The sequence below is a fragment of the Paenibacillus sp. 23TSA30-6 genome (assembly GCF_014858585.1).
Lineage (GTDB): Bacteria > Bacillota > Bacilli > Paenibacillales > Paenibacillaceae > Paenibacillus.
Genome location: NZ_SLTL01000009.1, coordinates 150,317 through 168,738, shown reverse-complemented (window position 1 = coordinate 168,738; position 18,422 = coordinate 150,317). Strand labels below are relative to the sequence as shown.

Genomic DNA, 18,422 nt, shown 5'->3' with positions numbered 1-18,422 from the left:
TGATTGTGTCGTGGTTTGATGGAGATGCTACTTTTCAACTGTTTCCGCAGGAATTGGAGAAACAATTCAATGCTCATGGCTGGAACACGTTTATTAAATACCGGGCAGTAACCGGGAACCCTAGAAATACAGCGACCAAATTCGCTGACGTCCGATTGTTCAGATCCACAGGCAGTGACGGTCAGATACGTAATTTCGGCATGGCTTTTGGTTACGGTGGAACGGTCAAACAGCCCGGAGAGATGGACTTCATCTCACAGAACTCCATGCTTGGAGAAGCACAACGGGTACAAGGTAGTGACACGCAATTGCAGGTTGTCGTACGGCCTGTAGAGGCGGACTCGGAGATGTTATATAAGAATGGCGTATTCGTTCAGAAGACAGAATATACCTTTGAGCCCTACAGTGGCGTGTTTAAGCTGAATAAAGCTGCACTAGCAAGCGATCAATTTACCGTATCCTATGCACCTGCTGCTAATGCTCCAAGTCTACCCAAACGTTTATTTTTCTTTACCTTCGATGATGTACGCTCGGAAAAAATTGTGGAAGCTGTAAATAACGGAGTAAGGGTAGGCGATCCTGAATCCCTTCTTCCTGACGGAGATGGAACTCGTCGAGAATTTAAAATACCTGCTGACACGACCATCAAGGCAGGAAGCGTCCGGTTATATATTAATCAGGTAGAGGTTTCTCCTGCCGATTTTACGGTTGACTACGATACCAATACGATTAAAATCCCAACCACGGTTAAGGCGCCGGACGCCGGTAGTGAGCTTCACGCTTCTTATATCAGGGTTTTGGCGGGTACAGGAACAGACATGATTAATTTCGGGGATGTAACTACCCGGAATTTTGACCCGGATTCCGGAGCAAGCTTAATGGACGCTGTGTACTCCTGCATATACTATATTTATCCTTCGTTGCCTACAGCGTTGTCCTTTACTTCACTGGATAATTATACTCGCGGCTGGCAGCGTGATTCCAGCATCTATTATTGGGGGAACTTCAACAAAGACCGTATTGTTATGTTTCTGCGTCCCGATCCTACCTCGGGTCCTGAAAACACATACTTTGCACCACTTTACATTGGCAAAATGACCACGCTTGGCAAATCGCCAAGGAAAAATCACGTGCTGATCTCCGGATGCCGGGAAAAGGACGAAGTGAAATGGAAAAAGGATATGAAGCTAGGTGCCACATACGTAGATTATGGACTGAATACCTCGAACGGTAACAGCTCGGTACAGCTTCAACAGTCCATTGGCGGAACTTATTACCAACAGCATTATCTTGCCTTCATTACACATGACAAACAGGTGGATGCGGGTGAGTCCCGATTCAATCCTTCGGTATACAGCGGAAAATACCATATTTCTCCTATGTATGTGGTTCATCCAAATGACGGTTTTGTCGGTAAGCTGGATGAGTGCTACGCTGTTCATCCGAAAAATATCTCTCAGCTCGACGAGCTGGAGGTCGTAGAAACGACAGATCATGAAATTCTGGGCACAGGTGACGGGAAAAATAAGGTATTCCATTTATCTCATCAGCCTTCATTAAAAGATGATGGTACACCATTCAATCTGGTGATCAAAGTTAATTGTGTCGAGGCCAAATTCGGCACGGATTACACATTGGATCTGGAAACCAAGCAAATCACGTTCCTGGACGGTAAAGGACCGAAAGCGGATGAAGAGGTTCTGGCCACCTATGAGTATAAACAGATTTACCGTTATACCTTGGCGGATACACCTGTGAGCCCGTTCACGTTGGCTACTATTAGTCCATTCGCTCCGATCGGCTTGGGTATTCTGAAGGAAACGCTTGTTAAGAACAGTTAACCTACAGGGTTAAAGGAGGTCGGCGGTGACATGCTGGACGGTAAAAAATCTTACCTGATCAGTATCACCGCCCTTTTTTCTAAAAAGGGCTATGAACTGGCATTTGGTACAGACATGATCTTGGATACACAGCGGGATACGCGTTACCATCTGTCTGCTCCTGTGAATAGTACGTACCGAACGCTGAGACAGGATACGTTAAAGAATGCATCCAAAGCTCCATATTCCGCTACAAGTTTATTCGGGAGAGATTGGAGAGAGGCAGCCATTGCTGGTGAATTCGAGGGTCAAACCGTGGAAGCTGTTCACTCGACCATTGTATCTTACCTATCAGATATTCACAGGCATTTTAGAGGAGAAATCAGACAGAAAGCGCAGCAGCCTTCACATTCCACAGCGTCAGATACGCGTTGGAAAATCGGTAGCAAGATCCATTCCATGGAACATGCAGATTCTGTACAGCAGGGATATAGGCAGGAGTCCATTCAGGCTGATTCTACTTTTAATGCGGTGCAGGAAGAAGACGCTGTTTCTGAAATGAGGCAGCAGGTAGAGGCTTCAAGTGATGCTTATGAATCCGGGAAGGCTTTCTCTATTTATGAGGGACTTTTTGATGCAGGCTCTGGATCTGAGCAGCGTCAGGGTAACGGATCGCCTTCTTCAGAATCTGCAATTCACGGAGAAACGGTGAAGCAGGGAGACAACGTTGAACAACAGACGGTTATTCACCAGATATTTCAGGATCGAGAAGTAGTGGTAGAACAGCAAAACGCGGCAGAAAGCCTTGCGATGGAAACTCTCTTCCAGCCAGCAAGTGAGGCGTTGCGCTATCGAACCGATATTCGGGATGCCCTGATTGAGACATCAGAGTCCAGTGTGAAGGAACAGATTTTGGATTCGGACGAAATCAACGATTTAACAAAAGCCGGGAAGCTTGAACAGGTAGTCGGGACTATTCCCGATGATCTACTGGGGGCAGATGCTAGAGCAAAGGATGATGATGCCCCAGTAGAAGCTCGTATGGCGAAGTCTGACAAAAGCGAGGATACTATCATGAATCGGCAGATGCCTGCCAGACAGCGTCAGTTTATAGATTCCACCGATGAGCATAGCACTGCTGCTTCTATGCGTTCTGGCACTGGTACTGAACATGAACGAATGAGCGCAACGGAGTTGAACCAAGACAAGTTCATGATGATTCAAAAGTCCGCCACAGGTAAAAGTATATATCTTCAAGAGGCTACGGAATCTCAAGGCAAACTGGCAAAAGAAATCCGCTCTATATATGGCGAACAAGCGATGGAACTGGTCGAAGCGGGAATGGGAAGTGACCTGCCAGAGGGTTTGCAGCAAGTTGACGTACCCGCTATACCAAGCTCGATTGAAAGTGTAATTCAGCGAATGGAGGAGGCTTCAAACAGCGATTCGCTGGAGGGAGTTCAAGGTCACTCGATGGTAGGAAGTATGGAATTCGGTGGCGGCACGATAGGTGTGCAGACAGAAACGGTTACAAGTGGTTTCGCTTCCTCAGGCCGTGACAGCCTGATCGAGCCTACAAGCGTATCCGTCTATAAAAATGAACAAGTCTATCCTACCAGTCTAGATCAGTATAGAGTAGCTTCTCCATACGACGACTCTAAAGTTCTGCCAGTGGAGCAGAGCAGTACAGCTTATATTCATGCCTCCACAGATGCCGACAATGAACATTTGAGTTCGGGTATCCTTGAGCATCACGCGACGTTAGACGAATCTCAGCGTGGAGAGCGGGTATTCGTCAGTCAAGAAGGAGAGTTGGACGATCTTGGTTCTGCCCGTTTTAATGACTTGGAGTTGGATGGGCAGCATGGAGAGTTGCTTGCAGCTGATGTTCTGAGAGAAATGATTGCAGAGTCTCCTGAAATCAGCAAGATGGCTCGAATGCTCCGGATTATGTATGGTGAGCAAGCGATGGAGCTGATTGAAGCAGGCATTGAAAATATTGTGGCAGAGGCTGTGAAGGAAGGGACAACTCAGGCTTCGGTTAATCTAATTACAGATAGCGTCATTCATCATTTGGAAACATCATTGGGTGGTGGTTCGCTGGAAGCTATCCAGATTCGTTCGGATCAAGCCAATATTGAGCATACCGAAGGAACGTTACAAACAAACGCTGAACAAGGAAGTAAGTCTTCCGCTGAAGAGGGACAGCTTACAAATTTCGAATCCGGTAACTCCTATTCTTCCAAGGAGGGTACGTATCATGCGATGGAACATGCTGAAAGACTCATATCTACGGAAACCGATATCCAAGCGTTGGGCAAGGCACTTATTAGCTCGGATTGTGCGAATGTCATGATACAGGACACGGAAACAGGCAGAACCTTCTCCAGCACTACAGGTGTCACGGATTCCATGGAACAGGGCGTTCTCCAATCGTTTACGGATGGTGAATACAGTCATTTGGAGAGGGCAGCCACGAGCACTGGAAACTTTGATGCAACGGAGTCAGGACTACTGGAAGGCGCACAGTATATTGGCGAAATGGAAGCGGAAAAAGTTGCACTGGTTCCAGCAGAGCGAACAAGCATTGAGAGCTTGGAAGCGGAGAGAGTCACGCTGGTTCCGTCGGAGCGGATAAGTATAGAGAGCCTGGAAGCGGAGGAAGCCACGCTTGTTCCATCGGAACGTGTAAGCATCGTGAGTTTGGAAGCCGATCGGCATGAGGTTAAAGCTGGCGAGCTTTTGGAACAGACGAGGGAAGCTGACGTTGCTTCATCGGAGCACGCTTTTGTCTATCCGGATATTCAAGCAAGTGTTATCACTAACGGCACTTGTGCTGACAGTCAGGAATATAATCAGGTCTCCGATGCTGTCCTCGTTGACGGAGAGCAAGCAGCCTCTATGGAATCGGTTCGCGAGACGATTACAGATGAGATCGATCAGGAGAACAGCATCATGAGAACGAATGAGGCTGTGATCGAGCAGGTGCATGGACAAGGTAACAACGTTGAAAATGTGCTTGAAGCCATATGGGTTCATGAGGAAGGTTCCAACGGTGAGAAGCAGACCTACACCAGTGTCAGAGACGGTCTTGAAACTGCCACGCTAGGAGATATCAGCAAAATGGTGGATATTCAGGAGCTGGAACAAGGCCAAGCCAACGAACAAACGTTGGAAGCAGTGGTGCCTGCTCATACAAATGCAGAGCCTATTTTAAAAATAGAAGAAACCGACCTACATGCTATATCTGAAGGAACTCGCAAGAAGAAGGTCATGTCTACCAATATTGAGGATGAACACCAACAAGCTAGCAGAAAGAAAAAGGTAATAAAAACACAGATTACAGATGCAGAAGAGGGTACACGTTTGAAAAAAACAGCTACTGTTCGTATCGAAGCTCCAGAGTCAGCCAAGCGGCATAAAACCCTGAAGACGGTGATTGAGACTCCATCCGAAGCTACGAATCAATCGATACCGGGCATGCCTAAACGTAAAATATGGATGATTATGGGCAAGATCGCTTCTTGGAACATCTGGAACTGGAAGAAGACAAGGTAGGTGATAGAAATCTCATGGGGATTTACAAGAAATGGAGTGGATTGATTTTTGATGATGCGTTCCAAAGTGGAGAAATCCATTCCCGCTACCAATTATCTCCGACAACGGCTTGTACCCTGGATACAGGTTTGCAGCAGTTAATCATGTCCCACACAGAACCGGAAACCATGCTTTTGTTTGATGCATCAAAGGATGAGCCTACCCTGCTGTTAGAAGTTACTGCCGACTATGTTCCTATTGCATACGGTGATGAAGGGGGCATTGTCATCTGGCAGGATGGCTACCATCGGCTGGAATTTCTGGAGAGTAAGGATACGACGACCCGGGAGTATAGCCGATGGCGGGCAGAGAAAAAGGGCAACCGATGGACCTTTTATGCTGATCGCGGATTGGGGTGGGAGCTATTTGACTCGGCTGATCTGGAGGCTGAAAAAATAGGTGTCCTCTTAAAAAATCCACAACGTGATGAATATGAAAAGCTTGGCTTAGACAGGCTCGTGTTATGTAAAAGCAACAAAATAACGATGGGAAATTTGCCGGAGGGGTATTCCGTGTTTTTATGCAATCCTGATGGATATGCTATTGCTTCTTCCAAGGTAGAGCCCACGTGGACAGGGGTTCATTTGGAGCTTCCGACAATGCCCTTTAGCGGCATACTGAGGGTCTATGATGAAAATGGTGTTCTTTTATCGAGCCTTGGTGCAATGGATATGTACGGTGGTGATCTGTATCTGTATGGTACCGATCTTCGTGTGCTGTGGAAGGATAAAGAGCTTAGTTTAAGCGGGGAAACCTACCTGGGCACGATGTATGACAATACCATTCAGGTGCAAATGGAGCTATATAATCCCTCGAAAAATAAGAAGGCCGAGCAGATCTCGATGGGTATCCTGAAATATCTTGAGGAATTTGGTTATGAATGGGCGGACTTGAGTCATGATGATGGAACGGATCATCCGCAAGGGGATTATATGCAGCGACTCCCTATGGGAACTCTGCCACCTGACGGCAAGATGAAATTCTGGATGAAGATAGAGCGCAAAAATGAGCACTTTGGCATCAAGCCTCTTCATTTTATTTTGGATATTACTCATATATAAGGAGGTGTTGGATTTTGGCTGGTACGAAGATGACGTTGCGCAGATATGGGAATGAACTAATCTATTGGAACGAGCAGGAGATTATTGTGGATCAGGCCTACCTGGACAAGCATGAAGACTTGTACATCCGTCTGACACATCCTTATATATTGGGTACAAAGATGCTGGACGTATATCTGAATGGGCAGCATTTGCTGGTTCAGGGTGGATATGAGGAAGTGGACGAAAACACGATTCGTCTCGATTTGGGTACTTATCCGCTGGAGCATCCCTTGGCAGGACAGCACATTCCTCTTGTGATTGATGATGAAATATACATCCGTACCTGGAAGCCTGAGTATCGTCAAGGGGGCGGTATTGATGATCTCAGGTTCAAAAGGCTGGAGGAAGAGGTTGTTTCGGCCCGTAAATATACGGAGCGTGATGTTCAGTTTCACCGTCTGGATGACAGGCTGGATTATATTCAAGAGCGGGCAGAGGTCAAAACGATGGTATTTGTGTTGGATCGGATTCCGCTGGGTCCCTGTAAATATGAAATGAGATTCCCCTTTGAAGGTAAGATCAGGGAAATATATGCTTCTTGCGGAGTGTACGGGACAAGTAAAAGTGAGTTTTCCATTGAAAAATGCTCACAGTTCGACTATGAAACGTTGCCGAACTGGACTAATATTTTCACCCGTAACCTGACCATTCATGCAGGTGAAAAATCCAGCAATACGAGTCATTTACCCTATATTCTTTCCGATCCTATGATTCACAAGAATGATCATTTTCGTATTTACACTCATGTGGCAGGCGAAGACTTAAGAGGCTTGACACTAGAAATTGTCGTTACTATATAAGGTTTAAAATAAGGTAAAAAATTAATTATTTATAATAAAATATGACTACAATATCGGATAAGAAAGCATAAAGCAAACTTATATTGCATTCGTAACAAAACATAAAATGGGATTTTGTGAAATCCCGACAAGGAGAGATGAGTTATGGCCGAAACAAGAGGTATTGCGAGATTCCGTGGTGAGCAGTTGAATAACAAACTGTTGCGGAATCAACATTTTGATGAAGCGAACAAGATTGCAGAGAAGTACATTGACCTCAAGTTTCATAATCATCGTGAAATTTTGGAAGACACCAAGATTGATGTATTTGTACAGGTTAATAAAAAAGCGGTTGCCGGCAGCACACAACTGGATGTATCGGGCGATATCGGTACAAGAACCGTCTCGACCGGAGACAAAATGGAAGGTGTCGTGCTGACTGAGAAGGTGCAGCTTCGCTCCGCCGGTACAGACAGTCCGATCGGAGACAGCGATTCTGACGTGGTATACGGTCGTCTTGAAGAAAGTAAAGGCAGCTACTTTCTGAAATTTTATAGTGTAGAAGGGGGCAAAGAGCAGCCTTATACATTTGATGCAAATGCGGGCAAGATTGATTATCGTTTCGTGATTCGCACGAATTTGTCTGTCATTCCTTCGGATGCGATCATTCAAGGCGGTAGCGGATTCGTGGAAGGGGCCACCGATGCCAAGGCCTATATGAACCTGATTCAGTTGATGAAGGATGTATATGGTTCAACGGGTACGCTGGACAATGACGGTAATTCGAATCTGATAGTTTCTATTCAAGATCAGATTAGTCAGGAGGTACAAGATCGCCAAGATGCGGATCAGGCGATTCGGGATCAATTGGCGTCTGCTACAGGCGCACAACTGATCGGGGTTGCGACAGATCCGAACTATAGCGGAGTGACTTTACAGTTGGCTCTCAGCCATTTGGCGCAGCGCTTGAAATCTTCTGAGGATTTGATGAATGGAATTAATGACCGGGATGCAGATTCTTCAAATGGTTACTTCAAAGCAGGTGCTTTTGGTAATGCGGAAGGTCGTATTCTTGATTTGGAGAAGGCGGCAGATGCTGCGTTCAAAGCATTACGTGTGAAAGTGGGCACGATCGAAGCTGCGGATGAAGAAGAGGTATTTGAAGCAGTTGGGGGCGAGACGGAATACACTCTAAAAAAGGGAAAAGCTAAAGACAAAACGGTACGTCTGGCCATCAACGGGCAACTCCAAACACCAGGTATTAACTTTACTTATATCAAGGATGCCGGCGGATTGATTACAGGCTTTAACTTTACGCCGGATACGTTGAAGGTTGTCGAAGATGTACCGGATGTCTTGTTCATTCAGTATAAAAAGGCTGAATAAGTAATAAGCAGGCTTAATCCTATTTTCTTAAACAGGTAACTCTTTATATCCATCAGCCTGAGTTATAGTAGTACCCCTTAGAAGCATTGAATGAGTGTATGCTCATTCGTAGCAGCTAAGGGGTGTATTTATGTCTACCTCTAAAGAGTTTTGTAGGTTTTATTTCCGCAGAATGTTAGTTTTCGATTCTAGTTGCTTATATTGAGTATGCCATGAAGAACGTGGCGAAGAGTTTTATTTTATCTTTTCTAAAATGAAGGAGGAAAAAACATGCCAGCACCAGCAGTATCATGGCTTAAAACAGACAACGTAACAACATTGTCAAAATGGGAGATCGGGACGATAGACGCAGGATCTTCTTCTCCATCCCTGGGTGTACTTATTTGGAACAACCGGGGAAATGTAAACACTGACTTCTCTACGATGACCAATTGCACTATTACGACCAAGGATAGCTCAGGTGGGGATAGTGGTGAGCTGGTCCTGAATACATGGATTCAGGTACGTGTGGATAGTATGGCAGAATCCAGCTTTACGTCAATTGGCGGGACAGCGACGAAAGTCATTCAGGCTGGCGGGAATACGGTCAATTCCAAGGGAACCTTTTCGCCGGGAAACAAGGAAATTCTGGGCGTTATCAACGATGGCTCCGTAGGGAACTCCAAAGGCAATTACACACAAGTGACACTACAAGCAAGCGTTCCGGCTACCGCCACGGCAGGTAATGTAAATTTTCTGACACGTGTGGCCTATCAATACGTCTAACAACTGATATCCAATACAATGGGAGGAAGAATATCTATGTTTGCACAATGTAATGGATATTCTCCTGTGTCACAGGATTTTATTTGGCTAGGTGAGTATACGGATGGTACTCACCTTTCTGAGTATGATTTTGTCACTCAGGCAGAAAACAGCTTTTATGCTATTCAAAGAGATAAATTGATTCGCTTTGGCATGGTAGGGCATGGTCAAAGCTTTTTCTTTGAAAGTGACGGTATTTTCAAATTAGCTGGCAGGATGGTGGAGCTGGTATATTCAACGCCGGACAAAGACTATAACCTGACGGGTAATGTGTTTCAATCCTACAGAGACATTATTTCATATAAGGATGCGGAGGCATCTGGATTACCCAATTATAGCCCTGCTGCGGCTGGAGAAAAAGGCGTAATGAGCAGTACGATTACCCAATTTAATTTTGGATATAAGTCGGCACTTCTGATTGACCATGTTGAATTTCATGTCAAAGCGATCTGTAAGATTCCATTCAACGCACCCGTTCATATGGCATTGAGACTAGTATCCAATACGGAACTGAATGGTAAATTACAGGTCAAGGTAAACGGCCTGGTTACACAGGAATTCAGTGCTCCATTAAAACCCGATATCGGAGGTGAATTGAATTGGCTGGTTCAGTAATTCGTAATTATACGATTGAAGTGGATAAAATCAATAAAAAGTCAGTTTTCAGTATATACCCATATCCTGTAGAAGCTCTCACTCCAAATGGTTGGGAAAGTATTAAAGAAGAATTTGAAGAGCTGCAGGAAAAAAAGCTGGATGTCAATGATACATTAACATCTGATGAAGAGCAGATGTATCAGGAATATAAGCAATTGGCTGATTCCTTTTACGAAAATAAAATAGCATCCACGATTATTTTAGATACCGTCGATCCGACGGGAATTGACATCGTAGGCAGAGATCGGGTGAAGCATGTATTGGATGCGGAAACCCGCGAACAGATTCCGTTTGGACGTGAATTTGCTTATGTGCATGGAGCCTCCAATCTTAGCGGAACGATTATTTTACCCTATGATGATTATTCGGATGTATACGTAATCAGTGATGCGGATGAAGACGGTGTTGCTGAGCTGACCTATGTGAAGACGAAGGAAGAGACGGACGGCGTAAGACCCTATTATGAAAAGATAGAGGGTCAGACCTATATTTATGTGGATCATTTCTCTGGTGGTGGCGGAACGCAGGCAGATCCTTATATTGTTTCTACCGAACAGGATTTGGATGATGTTCGGAAGAAGCCTGGAGCCTGGTATATGCAGGATAGGGATATTGTCATGGGGAGCTTACAGAGTGGAGAGGGGTTTACACCGATAGGTAATAGTAGTGCCTCTCTTGTGTTCACAGGTGTGTATGATGGAAATGGTTACTCTATAAAAAGCTTGTACATGAATCAGGACAGAAATTATGTTGGTTTATTTGGATATACCAGATTAGCCACAATACGTAATGTAAGATTGATTGATCCTAGCATCACTAACAAAAAGGGGTATACAGGAGCTTTAATAGGTTGTGCATATAATACTTTAATATATAATTGTAATGTTATTTCGGGTGTAGTAGAAGGTCAGAATGGATATGTTGGTGGCTTAATAGGATATTTTTATCAAGATAACGGTAGTTACTCAGGCAGCTCAATTATTAATTATTCATATAATTATAAGTGTAACGTTCGATCAGCTGGCAATATTGCAGGAGGGTTCATTGGAGATGTAACCCGCCTATCTGGTGGACTTTCCATAGCATATTGTTACTCTACGGGTACGGTTGAGGATATCACATTAGCTCGGGAAAGAAGCAATATTGGAGGGTTTATAGGCAGCAGCAATATTGCTGCTGCAATCACAAATTGTTACTGGGATATAGAAACCTCTGGAGTTCAAACCAGTGCAGCGGGTGTTGGCAAATCCACATCGGAATTAAAGACTGCATCCACATTTGTGAATTGGGATTTCGCTATTTATTGGTATATGAGCCAGGATTACAATGGAGGATATCCTGAGCATCGCCAGTTTATTCGATACCAAAGTGGGATAGGCACAAAGGAAGACCCTTTCATTATCCTGACAGAGTTTGATCTATCTCAAATGCGTTGGTTCCGCAATGAATCTTACTTTAAATTCGAAGATGATATCAAAATGACAGAATTCCAGGCGGAGGACGGATTTTACCCCATTGGTTTTAATCTTGTGGGTAAAGAATCGTATTTCAAAGGATATGTTGATGGTGGAGGGCGCTGTGTTGCTAACTTATTCATCTATCGTCCCAATGATTCATTTGTAAGTCTGTTTGGCTACATGATGGGCGGGTGGATCAAGAATCTGGATATCATTGATTGTAATGTTACAGGTAACAGTTATACAGTGGCACTAGCAGGCCAGGTTTCCAAATCTACCATTAGCAATTGCCATGTCGATACCTTTTCATATTGCAAAGTTACAAGTACAGGAAGTCATGGAGCCGGTTTGGTAGGACAAGTAACTACGGATGGAATCGTAGAGGACTGTAGTGTAAATGTAACTGTTGTAGGAGTAAACTACACTGGAGTGTTCGCAGGATACGTGACTGGTAATGGAATCATACGCCGATGTTATGCTTCTGGTAAAGGCGAGAGTACAGGAGATTACTTGGGGGGATTTCTAGGTTACGGTATTAGTTCTTCTATAGTGGAGGATTGCTGCACGGTTGCGGAGTTAAATGGAAAAACGGTGGGTGGATTTGGTGGAAATACGGCTACCCTCACTATAAGACGGTGCCTCGCGTTAGGCAAGGCATTTGCTTCATCCGTTTGGAGTGGATTTATTTATACAGGTAGTGGAGTCTTTTCAGATAATTACTTTGATAAGGAGTTGTATAAGAATGTTTCCAGCACAGGAGGATCAGGCCTGACCACCCGTGAAATGAAGTTCAGAGGAACCTACTCCAATACGGCCTGGAATTTTGACGACATATGGATTATGGACCCTAAATACAATGACGGTTATCCCGCATTAAGGAAGCTCCTACCTCTTGATCTGCCGTTGCTCGGCTTCCGTAATGAATTTGGTAAATACTATACGGACAATGCAGGAGAGCGGCTACGTTACCTGGAGTTCGGTACATTAATCGCAAGCCAAACCTCTTCTCCAAAACCAGTATGGTTGCAAAATAATGCTGATTTCCCAGTGAATCAACTCAAAACATGGGTGGATAGTGCGACAGTAGCTAAAGGGATGGAAATTGATTTAAGTATGTCGGATACTCCATTTTTGCCTGCTCAGGAATTAGCTTTTAACGGCACATTGGCCAGGGGCAGCGCGGAAAAGCTCTATGTAAGAATCAAGTCGGATATTGCAGTGAAGACGGGTGGAACGTTTGATCTAAGGGCGAAAGCAAGCCCCATGTAATGATGTTCCAATACAATGGAATAGGGCGTGATGTTCATGTTTAGTAAGAGAGGATTAATCCTTTCCCTTCACGCTTCCCTTGCCGATCAAGGTTTGGAGGTTGGCTCCAACTCAAAACCCACTTCGCAATGGCATGATTTGAGTGGTAAAGGAAATCACGGCATACTGAATGGCTTCCATTTTACGAAAGATGATGGTTGGGGGGGCAGAAACACCCTCGCCGATCCCTATGCCCTGTTTTTTAATGGGACGAGCCATTATATCCAATGTACAGGTGCGGATACCTCTAAGCCTGTCGCCAGTGTTACCTTTGAAGTGTGGATATATTATATCGGGGGTAACGTTGTTTTGTCTTCTGGGGGAGAGTTGAACGATACCCAGGGCATTTGGGTCATGTTTAACCCTGCAGGGGAATTGGAGCTTCAGGTTGCGACCCGTACGAGAAAAGCATATGCCAACTTAGGGAAATTACCCAGAAACAAATGGTATCATATTGTTGGCGCATATGACGAAATTACAGGCAACCTATCTACCTTTCTGAATGGCGCTCCTCAAGGAAATGTGCAAGCCGAAGTCACTGAACATATCAAGCAGCCAGATGGACTTTTTATTGGTAAACACAATACAGAGGCTAGCCAATGGTTTCGTGGATATATCCCTGTTGTACGGATGTACAATGTTGCGTTAACGATGGATGAAATCGTTGAAAACTATATGGCTGGTTACCTTTTGGGGATAAGTCATTCGGACATGCAGATTCATGCGAGAGTACCGGAAAGGCAGAATCTCATAGCATCCTTGCAAGTAGGAATTAGCGGGGGAGTTCAAGGGAAGCAGACTATTATTCCTACGGACATGGCTGACATGTTTTCACATATAACGGTTAAAAAGCCTATGGATGTAGTCAGCAATATGCATATTAATACTCATGTTTCTGTAAAAGCGCACTATGCGGCCCACCCTGCGGATTATGATGATGTACAGAGTGCTATTGAAGTTAAGGTAGCGGATAATCTTGCAGCCGTGCTGGGTGTTAATACATCAGGTAAAGCAGCAGTAAAGGCTCGCTACGGTATCCTGCCTGCGGATAATAGTGATGTCCAAGGTAGGTTGGCAGTTAAGGTATCCGATCATCTCACTGCTGTGCTGAGTGTTAGCTCATCAGCTATAGCAGTAGCCGCATACGATGTGAAGCGGCTCATGCCAAATGATTTGCTTTCCAGCCTGAATGTTGTGCAACAGGGATTACCTTCCCGTATATCGGTTCAAGCAAGTACTACCTTAGCCGCCAAATACGATATTCATGCTGCTCAGGAGCAAAACCTAAAAGCTGCAATAGAGATCAAAAAGCCTAATGATATCGTCAGCAGCTTAAAGGTAAACACTCAGGCAATCAGCAACGGAAGATATCAGGTGCGGGGAATTGAGCCTGCTAATCTCAGCTCCAGCCTGCAAATTAAGTCTACTCATCAAATATATTCATCATTGTCTGTACGTACCCATACTCACCTAGCCGTGAAATATAGTATAGAGTCTTTTGGGGCCGGAGACTTAACCTCCTTTCTAACGGTACCAAGTATATCTGAACTACACGGTAGCATTCAGGTAGGCAGCCATACCCGAATAATAGGGCACTACCATATTCATAAAAGTCATGTTATAGATATATATGCTAGTCTGGAAATTAAGAAAACGGAGAATCTACCTTCATTCTTGTCTATTACATCCTGTACCCAGTCTACCGGCAGATACCGGATAACTTCTCGGAGTTATGATGATCTTCCGTCTGCAATGACGGTTCGGGAAGTTTCGGATATGGCTTCATCCATAGGAGTTGCACCCTATACATGGATGAAAGGCAGATATGATGTTATCGAACCTCCAACGTACACGACGATTATGTATTCTAATAAAGATGCTTTTGTGCGGGAGTCTCAGCCCAGATTAAACTATGGTGTTGAGGAGCAGATGTATGTCGGATATTCTGCCTTGGCTCAGGAGAGATACAGATCTTATGTTGGTTTTGATTTGGATACGGCTTCTATTCCCAAGAAAAATACAACGATTAAATCGGCCAAGCTCAAAGTGTATTTCGATGGTCGCAACGTATCCCAGAAGGGGATACAGCTCATTGAAGCATCCAGGGAATGGACAGAATACGGAGTTACATGGCAAAATCAACCGTTTCCGTTTGGCTTTAGCAGCCCCGATTCAACCTATGACGGTATAAACATCGTTCAAGATGTAGGTGGAGATTCAGGGTACATTTCTTTTGATGTGACTGATTCCATTCGTGCATGGTATGAAGGAAAAAGGTCGAATTTTGGATATATCTTTAAAGCTCTGGATGAATTTGAAAATGGAAGTATTCGTTTTTTTACCAAGGAGCAAAAATCGTACCGTCCTATATTAGATATTACCTACTATGATACTCGTATCTATAGTTTGGGCAGGAACAGTATAGAGGGCGGCCTTACCTCTCGTGTAAGCAAGGGGTCGCAGCTTAAAGGCTCGTTACGCATTAAACAGTCCTATGGAGCAACAGTTTGGAAGGGAAGCCTGTTTGTCCATAACCAAAGGGAGATCCTGGCCGATATCACAGTGACGGTACCTAACTTAAACGGTAAGGTGTCCATACGGCGCAAGGATAATCATTCTTTGGAAGCTCAGCTTGTTATTACTGTTGCACGTGAGAATTCATTGGACAGCACCCTATGGGTGAATAGGAAAATAGTACCTTCGAATATGTATGTCTTTTACAGGGAGAACCTTGCTTCCGAACTGAGCGTTGCCCGCTGGGCAGTTCCGTTTCCCGAACTTCCGGCAACGATTCTTGTTAATCGTAAGGAAACGCTTGGGTCGATCCGTGTAAGAAGGACAGAGCATCAGGATATCTCTTCCGGTATGGAACTGAGTATCCCTAATATATTAGGGAGCATAACCGTTTTCCAGGGAGCAGTAAAGAAAAGCACTATTTCAGTCCGTAGATCTCGTGAAGCGGATCTGATGGTGGAAGGACGTATACTTTATAGACAAGATATGCCTGCAGATATGAATATCCACAATCCTGATTTTTACGGCAGGCTTCAAATTGTGTTTAGTAATCTGCTCATATCCGATTTGTCTGTAAGAACAAGAGCGCATTTCGGGCTACCTTCAACGGTCACAATACCGCATTATACTTCTTTGAGATCAAGTATAGCGATCTGGCCGAAAAAAGATGTGCCTTCAAGCCTTACCGTGCTTTCAGGAAATTTATGGGCCTCCATATCCATTCCGTACCATAAAAGAATGGATATGCAGTCACGAATTACAGTGCGAGTTAAGCTCATTTCAGATTTGGAAATTGCAGTAGGAGTAAGATCCGGCAATCTAGGCTCTAACATAAAGGTTCGAGTGGACAGCTATACGGATCAGTCTTCTCATCTGCGAATCAGACGTAGTCATTTGGACTCTATCTCGAGTGAGCTTTACGTAAAAACCTGGGAGAAATCTGAACTTAAAGGCAGGATCAGTGCACGGAAAAGCCGTGAATCTGATAGATGGTCTCGAATCTCGGTGCGTCTTTCCGATCAGCAGGATTGGGATACCGAACTATCGGTTCGTGTTATGGAACACCATGATCTGAATGCTGAAGTGGGGATTAGGCGGGACGCAGCGTATGATAAATATGGTCGCGTTACCGTTCGACATTCAGAGCAAACAGAGCTTTCATCAGATTTGGAGATTCGGGAACATAGTCACATCACAGGCTATCTAACTGTGAGAAGGACAGCACAAATAAGCTTACAAAGTGATATGAGTGTGTGGGAGAAATCCATTGTCACTGGCTCAGTGGTGGTCACACAGTATCGACAAAATGATCTTCATGGTTCCATGGACATTTGGAAAAGATCTATATTAAAAGGCCATATTTCCGTGTGGCAGAAATCATTACTACCTGGGGCTATACAGGTTCAGGTGTATGATGATATGGTTTCCAGTATAGATGTGGCTACAGAATACGGATACTGCTTTATCATGTAAACTTAACCCCTGCTATTCGTAGCAGGGGTTAAGTTTTACTGATTTTTACTTATATTGAACCTGTTGGGGAAGAAAATAGACAAAAGGCAGGTGATATGGGCTGGACATAAATGTAATAACCGCGGTTATTGGAGTCATCGGCTACGCCAGCGGTCGTAGTAATAATAAGGTTACGGATCGAGAGCTATTGTCAAAAGATGAGCAGGCTTTCCGGGTCACCCTAATGGATGCATTGTCAAGTCATAAGGAGGAAATCCATCACTTAAGTGAAGAGGTAGCTGTACTTCAAGCTGAAAATTTAAGTTTGCTCGCAGAAAACAGATCCTTGAATGCGAAGGTAGAGGCATTGGTAGCCAGACTTGAAGGTGGATAGGAAATAGATTTTTAGGTTGATACTTGAAATAGGTCTTATGGAACATGTTCGAATTGATTCAAAAGGCTTGTTTGAAAGATGTATACACAAAAAAATAGAACAATATAACCAGATGAAAATAACATCAATCAATGTTAGGAATTGACAAGGTTATATATACCTATTAGAATGAGAACATAAGTTCGCATTTTTTTCAAAAAAAGTAATAGATAAATTGCAACTCTTCTGATAGATATGACGACTATTAGAGTAGAATCCTAAAAATTATATATTCAATTAGGTAAATGGAACTGATTCAAATGTATTACGTATTAAAAAAAAGAGTAGGGTAAGATAAAGAAAAAAGTGGAAACTAATTGTCGAATGTCGAAATTCGGAAAGGAGTTGTGATACAAGTTTTAAGGAGGGAACAGAGTGAACTGGAAGCTATTGATTTAAAATAAACTATTATAAAATAGGAGAACCGCAATGATAACGACAAATGTCAGCTCATTTGACCCAGAAACGTTAAATCATATTTTTAACTTTATACTTCGTGGTGTTAACGAGGAGGACCGAGAAGATGTGAAACAGGATTCAATCGTTCAAATTCTGACAGCGATCCACAAAGGGAATATAAAAAAGGATATATCTACTTTTTCACATACGGTCATTAAACGTTCTGTGGTTGACTATTATCGTAAAAAAAAACGTAAAATTACACAGTTCAGTACAACCGTTAACTTTTGCGATGGCACAGATGAAGAAGGCTCAATGGCCAATTATTACTCGGTTCAAGTGAATGATTATGGGTTTAAATTAGTAGACGTGAAAGTAGACTACTTAAGCAACCGTAACAGATTCACAAAACAGGAGCAACGAATCATAAATTTCATGTTATTCACTGAAGAAGGAATGGATATGAAACCTGCAGAAATCGCCCATTATCTTGATATTCATAAATCCCATGCTTGTCGAGCCGTGAAAAAACTAAGAGATCTCTATAAAACTGAGATTGACAAATAAACATTCTGATATACCACTATCAGAATAAAATCAAATCCAAAAGGAAATAGAAAGGCACTACGCACTGCCCCTTACTATACATTTTTAGTATACATATCTGGCTGAGGCATTGCAAGTGAATGATTCTGAAAATTTAATGAAAATTG

At 43.7% G+C, this 18,422-nt stretch carries 11 protein-coding genes; all 11 read left to right on the top strand.

Annotated features, from left to right (window positions below; translation table 11 throughout):
* Window positions 1-5: 5 nt before the first annotated feature.
* The 11 genes from E0698_RS10890 to E0698_RS10840 all read left to right on the top strand — a co-directional run bounded on the left by E0698_RS10890 (window position 6) and on the right by E0698_RS10840 (window position 18,276).
* Entirely contained in the window at window positions 6-1,841 is a 1,836-nt protein-coding gene (locus E0698_RS10890; protein ID WP_192511547.1) for a hypothetical protein, read from the top strand.
* Window positions 1,842-1,871: 30 nt separating this feature from the next.
* Window positions 1,872-5,378 carry a hypothetical protein gene (locus tag E0698_RS10885; RefSeq protein WP_192511546.1) on the top strand — a complete coding sequence of 1,169 codons (3,507 nt, stop codon included), beginning with the start codon at window positions 1,872-1,874 and terminating at the stop codon, window positions 5,376-5,378.
* 14 nt (window positions 5,379-5,392) lie between these two features.
* On the top strand, window positions 5,393-6,478 hold the full coding sequence (locus tag E0698_RS10880; protein ID WP_192511588.1) for a cell adhesion protein: 1,086 nt from the start codon (window positions 5,393-5,395) through the stop codon (window positions 6,476-6,478).
* 14 nt (window positions 6,479-6,492) lie between these two features.
* Window positions 6,493-7,320 carry a hypothetical protein gene (locus E0698_RS10875; protein ID WP_192511545.1) on the top strand — a complete coding sequence of 276 codons (828 nt, stop codon included), beginning with the start codon at window positions 6,493-6,495 and terminating at the stop codon, window positions 7,318-7,320.
* 144 nt (window positions 7,321-7,464) lie between these two features.
* Window positions 7,465-8,685, top strand: a complete 1,221-nt coding sequence (locus tag E0698_RS10870) for a hypothetical protein (RefSeq protein WP_192511544.1) — start codon at window positions 7,465-7,467, stop codon at window positions 8,683-8,685.
* 270 nt (window positions 8,686-8,955) lie between these two features.
* Entirely contained in the window at window positions 8,956-9,450 is a 495-nt protein-coding gene (locus E0698_RS10865) for a hypothetical protein (RefSeq protein WP_025682889.1), read from the top strand.
* A gap of 36 nt (window positions 9,451-9,486) precedes the next feature.
* Window positions 9,487-10,104: a hypothetical protein gene (locus tag E0698_RS10860; protein WP_192511543.1), complete on the top strand. Its 618-nt coding sequence runs from the start codon at window positions 9,487-9,489 to the stop codon at window positions 10,102-10,104.
* Window positions 10,089-12,872, top strand: coding sequence for a filamentous hemagglutinin (locus E0698_RS10855; protein WP_192511542.1), 2,784 nt, complete (start codon window positions 10,089-10,091; stop codon window positions 12,870-12,872). The genes E0698_RS10860 and E0698_RS10855 overlap by 16 nt, the downstream gene beginning before the upstream one ends.
* A 36-nt stretch (window positions 12,873-12,908) precedes the next feature.
* Window positions 12,909-16,898, top strand: a complete 3,990-nt coding sequence (locus tag E0698_RS10850; RefSeq protein WP_192511541.1) for a DNRLRE domain-containing protein — start codon at window positions 12,909-12,911, stop codon at window positions 16,896-16,898.
* A gap of 232 nt (window positions 16,899-17,130) precedes the next feature.
* Window positions 17,131-17,271 carry a hypothetical protein gene (locus E0698_RS10845; protein ID WP_192511593.1) on the top strand — a complete coding sequence of 47 codons (141 nt, stop codon included), beginning with the start codon at window positions 17,131-17,133 and terminating at the stop codon, window positions 17,269-17,271.
* Window positions 17,272-17,739: 468 nt separating this feature from the next.
* A complete protein-coding gene (locus E0698_RS10840; RefSeq protein ID WP_192511540.1) occupies window positions 17,740-18,276 on the top strand; it encodes a sigma-70 family RNA polymerase sigma factor in 537 nt (178 codons plus the stop codon).
* Window positions 18,277-18,422: the final 146 nt, after the last annotated feature.

Coding starts and splice junctions, on each gene's coding strand:
- E0698_RS10885 (WP_192511546.1), top strand. CDS start 1,872: ATGCTGGACGGTAAAAAATCTTACCTGATCAGTATCACCGCCCTTTTT.
- E0698_RS10880 (WP_192511588.1), top strand. CDS start 5,393: ATGGGGATTTACAAGAAATGGAGTGGATTGATTTTTGATGATGCGTTC.
- E0698_RS10870 (WP_192511544.1), top strand. CDS start 7,465: ATGGCCGAAACAAGAGGTATTGCGAGATTCCGTGGTGAGCAGTTGAAT.
- E0698_RS10865 (WP_025682889.1), top strand. CDS start 8,956: ATGCCAGCACCAGCAGTATCATGGCTTAAAACAGACAACGTAACAACA.
- E0698_RS10860 (WP_192511543.1), top strand. CDS start 9,487: ATGTTTGCACAATGTAATGGATATTCTCCTGTGTCACAGGATTTTATT.
- E0698_RS10850 (WP_192511541.1), top strand. CDS start 12,909: ATGTTTAGTAAGAGAGGATTAATCCTTTCCCTTCACGCTTCCCTTGCC.
- E0698_RS10840 (WP_192511540.1), top strand. CDS start 17,740: ATGATAACGACAAATGTCAGCTCATTTGACCCAGAAACGTTAAATCAT.